This is a genomic window from Inquilinus limosus (assembly GCF_002195995.1).
GTDB classification, from domain to species: Bacteria; Pseudomonadota; Alphaproteobacteria; order DSM-16000; family Inquilinaceae; genus Inquilinus; species Inquilinus limosus_C.
Map to the genome: position 1 here is coordinate 52,846 of NZ_NHON01000034.1, position 9,347 is coordinate 62,192.

At 70.2% G+C, this 9,347-nt stretch carries 9 protein-coding genes; 6 read left to right on the top strand and 3 right to left on the bottom strand.

The genetic code is table 11. From position 1 onward, the window contains the following. Positions 1-39: 39 nt before the first annotated feature. Complete coding sequence (gene hemF / locus BWR60_RS18695) at positions 40-900, bottom strand: oxygen-dependent coproporphyrinogen oxidase (protein ID WP_088152542.1); 861 nt, start codon at positions 898-900, stop codon at positions 40-42. Between the two features lie 81 nt (positions 901-981). After that, positions 982-1,431: a tRNA (cytidine(34)-2'-O)-methyltransferase gene (locus BWR60_RS18700; protein WP_088152543.1), complete on the bottom strand. Its 450-nt coding sequence runs from the start codon at positions 1,429-1,431 to the stop codon at positions 982-984. 186 nt (positions 1,432-1,617) lie between these two features. Between BWR60_RS18700 and petA the strand changes: the two genes are divergently transcribed. From petA to BWR60_RS18730, 6 genes are all read left to right on the top strand, one after another. Next, positions 1,618-2,202, top strand: a complete 585-nt coding sequence (gene petA, locus BWR60_RS18705) for a ubiquinol-cytochrome c reductase iron-sulfur subunit (RefSeq protein WP_088152544.1) — start codon at positions 1,618-1,620, stop codon at positions 2,200-2,202. Positions 2,203-2,225: 23 nt separating this feature from the next. Continuing rightward, entirely contained in the window at positions 2,226-3,497 is a 1,272-nt protein-coding gene (locus tag BWR60_RS18710) for a cytochrome b (protein WP_088152545.1), read from the top strand. A gap of 2 nt (positions 3,498-3,499) precedes the next feature. Beyond that, positions 3,500-4,300 carry a cytochrome c1 gene (locus tag BWR60_RS18715; protein WP_230983100.1) on the top strand — a complete coding sequence of 267 codons (801 nt, stop codon included), beginning with the start codon at positions 3,500-3,502 and terminating at the stop codon, positions 4,298-4,300. Positions 4,301-4,384: 84 nt separating this feature from the next. Then, positions 4,385-6,079 carry an acyl-CoA dehydrogenase family protein gene (locus BWR60_RS18720; RefSeq protein ID WP_088152546.1) on the top strand — a complete coding sequence of 565 codons (1,695 nt, stop codon included), beginning with the start codon at positions 4,385-4,387 and terminating at the stop codon, positions 6,077-6,079. Next, positions 6,076-6,636: a DUF924 family protein gene (locus tag BWR60_RS18725; protein WP_088152547.1), complete on the top strand. Its 561-nt coding sequence runs from the start codon at positions 6,076-6,078 to the stop codon at positions 6,634-6,636. Before BWR60_RS18720 ends, BWR60_RS18725 begins: the two co-directional genes overlap by 4 nt. Continuing rightward, positions 6,636-7,403 carry a VOC family protein gene (locus BWR60_RS18730; RefSeq protein WP_088152548.1) on the top strand — a complete coding sequence of 256 codons (768 nt, stop codon included), beginning with the start codon at positions 6,636-6,638 and terminating at the stop codon, positions 7,401-7,403. Before BWR60_RS18725 ends, BWR60_RS18730 begins: the two co-directional genes overlap by 1 nt. 12 nt (positions 7,404-7,415) lie before the next feature. Here BWR60_RS18730 and BWR60_RS18735 read toward each other — a convergent pair whose 3' ends face one another. Further along, positions 7,416-8,795 carry a M23 family metallopeptidase gene (locus BWR60_RS18735; RefSeq protein WP_088152549.1) on the bottom strand — a complete coding sequence of 460 codons (1,380 nt, stop codon included), beginning with the start codon at positions 8,793-8,795 and terminating at the stop codon, positions 7,416-7,418. Positions 8,796-9,347 lie beyond the last annotated feature (552 nt).

The following is a 9,347-nucleotide window of genomic DNA, read 5'->3' on the forward strand; positions in this document are numbered from 1 at the left end:
GTCCACCCGGTAAATCGGCAGTGCCGGGCTGCGGCTCGCTCAGGGCCAGGCCACCAAGGGCGGCAACGACATGAGAATGGCCTCGGTGTTGCCGCCGGTCTTCAGGCCGAAGGTGGTGCCGCGGTCGTACAGCAGGTTGAACTCGACATAGCGGCCGCGGCGCTGCAGCTGGTGGGCGCGCTGTTCCTCGGTCCAGGGCCGGTCCATGTGGCGGCGGACGATGCGCGGATAGGCGTCGAGGAAGGCCAGCCCGACATCGCGGGTGAAGGCGAAGTCGGCGTCCCAGCCGCCGCTGTCGATATTGTCGAAGAAGATGCCGCCGACGCCGCGCGGCTCGTCCCGGTGCGGCAGGAAGAAGTACTTGTCGCACCACTCCTTGAAGCGCGAGTAGTAGCCGGGATCGTGCCGGTCGCAGGCGGCCTTCAGCGCGGCATGGAACTCCGCCGTGTCGGCCTCGTCCGGCAGCATCGGCGTCAGGTCGGCGCCGCCGCCGAACCAGCCGATCGAGGTCTCGATCCGCCGTGTGTTCATGTGCACCGCCGGCACCAGTGGGCTCTGCAGATGCGCCACCAGGCTGATGCCCGAGGCCCAGAACCGGCCGTCGCCGGCCGCGCCCGGGATCTGCGCCCGGAAGGCCTCCGAGAACTCGCCATGCACGGTCGAGATGTTGACGCCGACCTTCTCGAACACCCGGCCGCGCATCGTCGACATCACACCGCCGCCCCCGCCCGGCCGGTCCCAGGGTTTGCGCTCAAACCGGCCCGGCGGCCGGTCCGACAACGGGCCGGCATAGTCATCCTCGATCGCCTCGAAGGCGGCGCAGATCCGGTCGCGCAGCGTCGCGAACCAGGCGGCAGCCTCGGCCTTGCGGGATTCGACCAGATCGGGTGTCGGGCTCATGCGGGCCTCCGTTGCGGCGGCGGCACCATAGGACGGCCGGAGGAGGCGCGAAACGTCCATTGGCGCCGCGGGATCAGGGGGTCAGAACGAGGCCCCGATCTGGCGAATCGCCTCGCCCAGAGCCATCGCCGCGGCGGTGGCGACGTTGATCGACCGCGCCTCCGGCCGCAGCGGAATGACGATGCGGGCATCCGCCGCATCATGCACGTCGTCGGGCGCGCCGGCGCTCTCGCGCCCGACCATGATCCGGTCGGAGGGCGCGAAGGCGAAGCCGGTATAGGGCTGGCTGGCCCGGGTGGTCAGCAGCACCAGCCGCCCGGGATGGGGGCTTTCGGCATAGCGGCGCCAGCTGGTCCAGCGCGTGAGATCCAGGAAATCCGCGTAGTCCATGGCCGCGCGGCGCAGCCGCCGGTCGTCGACCAGGAAGCCGCAGGGCTCGATCAGGTCGACGGCGACGCCGAGCGCCGCGGCCAGCCGCATCATGGTGCCCGCGTTCTGCGGGATGTCGGGTTCGAAGAGGACGAGGCGCATGGTCGGTCGGGGCTCGGGCGCGGTGGTGCGTCGCTGTGCGGTTCTAGCGAATTGCAAGGGTCGGAATGGCATTGTATAGACCCGGAGCCGCCTCCTGCCCGGATTGCGTGTTCGCGCCGTCGGGGACCGAAGCCAGCTCGGGGGGGCGCGGGGGATAAAGGTCGACCAAGAAGGACCGTTGCAACAATGTCGGATACCACCCTGCAGGGCACGCCGGGCCCGAGCCATACGCCGACCGGGGATCACGGATCCGGGGAGGGGGGTACTCGTCGCGACTTCCTGTATCTCCTGACCGGCGCGGTGGGCGCCGTCGGCGTCGCCAGCGTGGCCTGGCCCCTGATCGACAGCATGAACCCGTCTAAGGACGTCCTGGCCCTGGCGTCGATCGATGTCGACCTGACCCCGGTGGCGGTCGGCCAGTCCCTGACGGTGAAGTGGCGCGGCAAGCCCGTGTTCATCCGGCACCGGCCGGAAGACCAGATCAAGGCGGCCGAGGACGTGCCGCTCAACCAGCTGCCCGACCCGCAGCCCGACTCGGCCCGCGTGCAGAAGCCGGAATGGTTGATCGTCGTCGGCGTCTGCACCCATCTCGGCTGCATCCCGCTGGGCCAGAACCCGGGTGAGAATCGCGGCCCCTATGGCGGCTGGTTCTGCCCCTGCCACGGGTCGATCTACGACACCTCCGGGCGCATCCGGCAGGGACCGGCGCCGGCGAACCTCGCCGTGCCGACCTACGCCTTCACCGCCGACACCAAAGTCAAGATCGGCTGAGCCGCTCGCTCCGGAGACTTCCCATGGCCCACTCAGCCCAGCCCGCGAACTTCCAGAACCCGGTGATCCGCTGGGTCGACTCGCGCCTGCCGATCTTCTCGATGATGTACAAGGAGTACGGCGAGTACCCGGCTCCGCGGAACTTCAACTATCTTTGGAACTTCGGCGCCATCGCCGGGATGATGCTGGTGATCATGATCGCCACCGGCCTGTTCCTGTCGATGCAGTACACGCCGCATGTCGATTACGCCTTCCAGTCGGTCGAGCGCATCATGCGCGACGTCAATTACGGCTGGCTGATGCGCTATCTCCATGCCAACGGCGCGTCGATGTTCTTCATCGCCGTCTATATCCACATCTTCCGCGGCCTGTATTACGGCTCCTACAAGAGCCCGCGCGAGCTGGTGTGGATCTTCGGCGTCCTGATCTTCCTGCTGATGATGGCCACTGCCTTCATGGGCTACGTGCTGCCCTGGGGCCAGATGAGCTTCTGGGGCGCCACCGTCATCACCAACCTGTTCTCCGCCATCCCGCTGGTCGGCGAGAACATCGTCACCTGGCTGTGGGGCGGCTTCGCGGTCGACAACCCGACGCTGAACCGCTTCTACTCGCTCCACTTCCTGATGCCGTTCGTGATCCTCGGCGTCGTCGTCATCCATGTCGGCGCCTTCCACATCACCGGCTCGAACAACCCCTCGGGCATCGACCCCAAGGGCCCGCAGGACACGCTGCCCTTCCACCCGTACTACACGGCCAAGGACAGCTTCGGCATCGCCGTGTTCCTGATCTTCTATGCCTTCATCGTGTTCTTCGCGCCGAACCTGATGGGGCATGCCGACAACTACATCCAGGCCAACCCGCTGCAGACGCCGGCGCATATCGTTCCGGAATGGTACTTCCTGCCGTTCTACGCGATCCTGCGCTCGATCACCTTCAGCCTGTTCGGCATCCCGGCGAAGCTGCTGGGCGTGATCGCCATGTTCGGCGCCATCGCCATCCTGTTCGTGCTGCCCTGGCTCGACACCAGCCGGGTGCGCAGCGCCCGGTTCCGCCCGATCTACCGCTGGTGCTTCTGGCTGCTGGTGGCGTCGGTGATCGGCCTGGGCTACGCCGGATCGCAGCCGCCCGAGGGGCTGCCGGTGGTGATCGGCCAGGTCGGCATGGTCTACTACTTCCTGCACTTCCTGGTGATCCTGCCGATCCTGGGCAAGATCGAACGGCCGCTGCCGCTGCCGCGCAGCATCAGCGAATCCGTCCTCGGGCCCTCGGCCGCTACGACTACGGTGAAGGCGTGACCATGCCGCTCCTCGACAAGATCATGCTCAGATCCGCCCTCACCGCCGCGGCCCTGCTGCTGACCATCGGCTCCACCCTCCCGGCCGCCCGGGCGGCGGAGGAGGGGGCCGAGCCCGCGGCCCAGAACTGGTCCTTCGCCGGCTTCTTCGGCACCTTCGACAAGGCCTCCGCCCAGCGCGGCTTCCAGGTCTACAAGGAGGTGTGCTCGAACTGCCACACCATGCACCTGATGTCCTACCGCGACCTCAGCGGGCTGGGCTTCAGCGAGGACGAGGTCAAGGCGATCGCCGCCGAGTACAAGGTCGCCGACACCAACGACGCCGGCGAGCCGATCGAGCGCACGGCGCTGCCCTCGGACAAGTTCCACAACCCGTTCCCCAACGACAAGGCGGCGGCGGCGGCGAATGGCGGCAAGGTGCCGCCCGACCTGTCGCTGATGGCCAAGGCGCGCGGCGAGGGCGGCGAGACCGACGGCCCCAACTACATCTACGCGTTCCTGACCGGCTTCCACGACGCGCCGGCGGGCTTCCAGGTGCCGGACGGGCTGAACTACAACGCCGCCTTCCCGGGCCATGTCACGGCCATGCCGAACATGCTGACCGACGGCGCCGTCACCTATTCCGACGGCACCGAGGCCAAGCACGAGCAGGAGGCCTGGGACGTCGTCAACTTCCTGATGTGGACGGCCGAGCCGGCGCTGGAGCAGCGCAAGCACACCGGCGTCAAGGTGATCCTGTTCCTGATCATCTTCGCCGGGCTGCTCTATTCGGTGAAACGCAAGGTCTGGGCCAACGCCCACTGATCTTTCGCGCAGGATGGTTCCAACGAGGCGGTGCTTGCACCGCCTCGTGCTATTTTGGGGCGTCGCTCTTCCCGGGAGGCCGCCATGGACCGGACCGAGACCCGACCTCTCGAGCTGCCGCCCGCGATCCGCGGTCTGAACCTGTTCGCCTCCGACCGCGACCTGCAGCGTCGCCTGGCCCGGCGCAGCCCGGACCTGCTGCCGCGCTTCGGCGACCGGCTGGCCGAGTTCGGCGCCTGGGTCGGCGAGACGGTCGAGGCGCAGGCCGACTACACCAGCCGCCACGCCCCGCCGCGGCTCGAGAGCCATGACGGCGCCGGCGCGCCGGTGGGCCGGGTGGTGCTGAACGCCGAATACCGCGCCTGCCACGCCGACGCCTATCGCCGCGGCGTGATCGGCCTGGCGTTTGGTCCCGAGCGCGCGCCGCATCTGCTGTCCTTCCTCATGGGCGGCGTGCTGTCCCAGGCCGATGTCTCGGTGCACTGCCCGGTGACGATGACCGGCGCCGTCGCCTGGGTGCTCGACCGGCTGGCGCCGGACCCGGTGCGCGCCGAATGGCTGCCGCAGGTGACCCGGATGGACGGAAAGGCCCTGTCCGGCGGCACTTGGGCGACCGAGCTGCATGGCGGCACCGATGTCGCCGCCACCACCACGGTGGCGGAGGCGGACGGCGCGGCCTGGCGCCTGACCGGGCTGAAATGGTTCACCAGCAATGCCGGGGCCGGGGTGGCGCTGGCCACCGCCCGGCCGAAGGGGGCGCCGGAGGGCGCGCGCGGCCTGGGCTGCTACCTGGTGCCGTCGCTGCTGCCGGACGGCACGCCGAACCGCCTGCATGTCCGCCGGCTGAAGGACAAGGTCGGCACCCGCGGCCTCGCCACCGGCGAGACCGTGCTGGACGGCGCCTGGGCGGTCGAGGTGGCGCCGCCGCCGCACGGACTGAAGGCGATGCTGGAGGCGCTGGAATACAGCCGGGTGCACAACGCCTTCGGCGCCGCCGGCATGCACCGCCGCGCATTGCTCGAATCGCTGGCCTGGACCAGCCATCGCCGGGTCGGCGGCGCGCTCTTGCGCACCACGCCGATGATGCGCGACGCGCTGCTCGACCTCGCCGCGGCGCAGGAGGCCTCGGCGGCGCTGGCCTTCGAGGCGGCCATGGCCTTCGAGGCGCCGGGCGAGGACCCGGCGGTCGAGGGCTGGCGCCGCGCCGCCGTGGCCCTGGCCAAGCACTGGACGGCGGCGGAGGCGACGGCGGCGGCGGCGCAGGCGGTCGAGATCGTCGGCGGCAACGGCTACACCGAGGAATGGCCGACGGCGCGGCTGTATCGTGACGCGCTGGTGACCGCGGTGTGGGAGGGGCCGGCCAATGTCCAGGCGCTGGAGTTCCTGCGCGCCACCATCGGCAAGCTGCCGGGCGACCAGGCGCTGCTGGATCGGATTTCCGGCATCCTCGATGCGGTGCCGGAGGCACTGCAGCCGATCGCGGCGCGGCTGCGCCCGGTGCTGGAGAGCTGCCGCGCCGGCTTCGCCCATCTGCGGGCGCGGCCGGAGGACGGGCCGCGGCTGGCCCGGCGGCTGATGCATCCGGCGGCCGAGCTGCTGGCCGCGTCGCTGATGCTGGAGGAGGCGGCGGCCGACCTGGCCGCGGGCGACCGGCGCAAGGCGCTGATGGCCGGCCGCTTCGCCCTTCGGTTCGATTCGAATGCCACGGTGGACCTCGGCGAGGATCCGTTGCATGCCCTGTTCGACGACATCATCGGCTACGGACTCTGCCCCGCATGACCCCGCTCTCGGTTTCCGCCCATGATTTGCTGGCCTTCTGGTTCGACGAATCGGGCAAGGAGCGCTGGTTCGGCGGCGACGCCGGCTTCGACGCTGAGATCCGCGCCCGCTTCCTGACCCTGCAGGAGGAGGCGGCGGCCGGGCGGCACGACGACTGGGCGGCCACGCCGCTGGGCGCGGTCGCGCTCTGCATCCTGCTCGACCAGTTCCCGCGCAACCTGTTCCGCGGCACGCCGCGCGCCTTCGCCACCGATGCCAAGGCTTTGGCCTTGTCGAAGGCCGCGATCGACCAGGGCTTCGATACGGATCCGACCCTGACCGACGCCCACCGGCTGTTCCTCTATCTGCCCTTCGAGCACAGCGAGGATCTGGCCGACCAGCAGCGCAGCGTGCAGTTGCAGACCGCGCGGATCGGCGATGCCGAGTACATCGACTATGCCCGGCGCCATCTCGCGGTGATCGAGCGCTTCGGCCGCTTTCCGCACCGCAACGCCATCCTCGGCCGTGCCAGCACGCCGGAGGAGGAGGCGCATCTGGCCGAGCACGGGGGCTTCTGATGCCGGCGATCACCGGGCTCGACCACGTCATCCTGGCGGTGGCGGCGCTGGATGCGGCGCGCGACACCTGGCGCCGCCTCGGCTTCACCGTGACGCCGCGCGGCCGCCACATCGGCTGGGGCACGGCGAATTACTGCATCATGCTCGAGGCCGACTACATCGAGCTGCTCGGCGTGCTCGACCCGACGCAGTTCGACAACGGCCTCGGCGAGCGCTTGGCGCGGGACGGGGAGGGGCTGCTCGGCATCGCCCTCGCCACCCGCTCGGCCGATTCGGCCGCCGCCGCCTTCGACGCGGCGGGGGCGGGGGGAGAGCCGGCGCGCGACCTGGCCCGGCTGCTCGACGGGCCGGAGGGGCCGGTGCAGCCCGCCTTCCGCCTGGCCTATCCGGCCCGGCGCGACGCCTTCGGCCTGTCGCTCTTCGCCACCGAGCACCTGACGCCGGAGCTGCTGCGCCGGCCGGAATGGGAGCGGCACGCCAATGGCGCGACCGGAATCCTTCGGCTCGATCTGCCGGCGCCGCTCGCCGGGCCGGCCTTGGCCGTCTGGGCGGCGCTGGAGGGCGCGCGGATCGACGGCGAGTCGGTCATTGTCGGCGGCTTCACGCTCGCCGCCGGCGATCAGCCGATGCTGCACGTCGCCACCCGCGACCTCGACTCCTGCGAATCGGCGCTGCGCGACGGCCATGTCGCCCATGTCCGGCATCCGGGCGAGATCCGGGTGCCGCCGTTGCCGGGAACCGGGCTGGCGCTGCGATTCGCAAGCTAGGGACGCGACGGCTCAACCGTCGACGCGCCGGCTGGCGGACGCCACCGGCGCCTCATCGGTCAGCTGGCGGAACTGCCGGTCGATCGCCTCGACCCGCCGCTTGAACTCGGCCCGGTCGCGCCCGGCCAGGGTGGTGCCGGTCGGCAGGTCGACGCTCAGCGGGTTCACCTGGGCGCCGGCGACCAGCACCTCGTAGTGCAGATGCGGGCCGGTCGCCATGCCGCTGGAGCCGACATAGCCGATCACCTCACCCTGCTTGACCCGCGAGCCCTTCTTCAGCCGGGCGAAGCGGCTCATATGGGCATAGGCGGTCGACAGCCGGTTGTTGTGCCGCAGCCGGATGTAGCGGCCGAAACCGCGCTGCGGGCCGATCATCTCCACCGTGCCGTCGCCGGCGGCATAGATCGGGGTGCCGCTGGGGGCGCCGAAATCGACGCCGCGATGCATCCGTGTGTAGCCCAGGACCGGGTGGCGGCGGGCGCCGAAGCGGGAGGTCAGGCGGGCCCCGTCGACGGGGGTGCGCAGCAGCAGGCGCTGCACGCTGGCGCCGTCGCGGTCGTAATAGTCGACCGTGCCGTCGCGGCCCTCAAAGCGGTACATGGTCAGGGTCTTGTCGCCCAGGTCGAGCCGCGCCATCTCGACCGGCCCCAGCCGGACGACGCCGCCATCCGGGGTGTGGTCCTGGCTGAACAGCACGGCGAATCGGTCGCCCGGCTGCAGGTCGCGCTGGAAATCGACCGAATAGGCCCAGGTCTTCAGCAGCGACAGCACCACCGCATCCGGCACCCCGGCCGCGGTGGCGTCGGCATAGAGGCTCGATTCGATCTCGCCCTCGACCCCGACCGGGCGGCTCTCCAGCACCCGCTCGGTCTCGCTGCTGCGGAAGCCGCCATCCGGTGCCCGGCGGGCGGTGACGGTGCGGTCCACCTCCGGCATCAGGCTGACCGCCTTCAGCACGCGCTCGCCGCCGCTGTGGTCGAAGGTCACCGTGACCGGCTGGCCGATTCGCAGCCTGGTCGGATCGTACAGCCCGTCCAGGGCGGAAGCGGCGGCATGGGCCTCGTCGTCGCCGGCGCCGGCCTGGACCAGCAGGCCCATCAGCGTGTCGCCCGATTCGACCTCGACGATCCGGCGCTCCGCCCCGCGCGGGGCCCGCGGCCGGCTCAGCCCTTCGTCGAGAGCCGCCAGCACCCAGTCCGCAGGCTCATCCGCGGCCGGGAGGAATGCGTCATAGGCGAGCTCGTCGCGCAGATCCGGTCGGAGTGTCGGGATCCCCGGGGCGCCGGTGGCCGCATCGGCCCGATGCGGCGAATCGGGGAGGACCAGGGCGGCGCCGGCCCCGAGGCCGGCCAGGGCCAGAATCGACAGGACTCCGAGCGGGGCGATTCGCAATGGGTCGGTCTCCGATGGCGGTGGGGAGGCCGCCCGCAGGGCCGGGGCGCGCCTGAATCGTCGGCCGAACATGCGGGAGCAGCGGAATCAGGTCAACGGGCTGGGGCTCTCGAAATCGCACCCACCACCCCTTGCGCGCGTACGCGCGAATCTCCATCTAGGGAAGGTCGGGTCGGCGAAGACGGCCGGTCGGACGGTGTCTGGAGCTCTCTGCCTTGCGCGGGAAAGCACCTCGCGAGGAGAAAACGCTGTTCGAAAAATTTTCGTCACAAAGCGTTTGACAGGCTCCGGTGACCCCCCTATAAACCGCCTCACCGACGACGACACGGCGGCGAGCGAAAGCGAAGCGGCGGGTCGGACGGTGCAGAAGATGAAAATCTGGTTGCACTGAGAAGTCGGAAGGATTACATCGGCGTTTCTGCCCTGGCGGGCCGGCCCTGGAAGGGGAAGGCGCGACGGGCGGATGCGGCTCTGGCGGGGGAGAGATCCTCTGAAGAGCGACGGATCTTGGACAAGTGAGATGTAGTGGAGAAGGGATACGCGGCCGGCGGT

Coding starts and splice junctions, on each gene's coding strand:
- hemF (WP_088152542.1), bottom strand. CDS start 900: ATGAGCCCGACACCCGATCTGGTCGAATCCCGCAAGGCCGAGGCTGCC.
- BWR60_RS18700 (WP_088152543.1), bottom strand. CDS start 1,431: ATGCGCCTCGTCCTCTTCGAACCCGACATCCCGCAGAACGCGGGCACC.
- petA (WP_088152544.1), top strand. CDS start 1,618: ATGTCGGATACCACCCTGCAGGGCACGCCGGGCCCGAGCCATACGCCG.
- BWR60_RS18710 (WP_088152545.1), top strand. CDS start 2,226: ATGGCCCACTCAGCCCAGCCCGCGAACTTCCAGAACCCGGTGATCCGC.
- BWR60_RS18715 (WP_230983100.1), top strand. CDS start 3,500: ATGCCGCTCCTCGACAAGATCATGCTCAGATCCGCCCTCACCGCCGCG.
- BWR60_RS18720 (WP_088152546.1), top strand. CDS start 4,385: ATGGACCGGACCGAGACCCGACCTCTCGAGCTGCCGCCCGCGATCCGC.
- BWR60_RS18725 (WP_088152547.1), top strand. CDS start 6,076: ATGACCCCGCTCTCGGTTTCCGCCCATGATTTGCTGGCCTTCTGGTTC.
- BWR60_RS18730 (WP_088152548.1), top strand. CDS start 6,636: ATGCCGGCGATCACCGGGCTCGACCACGTCATCCTGGCGGTGGCGGCG.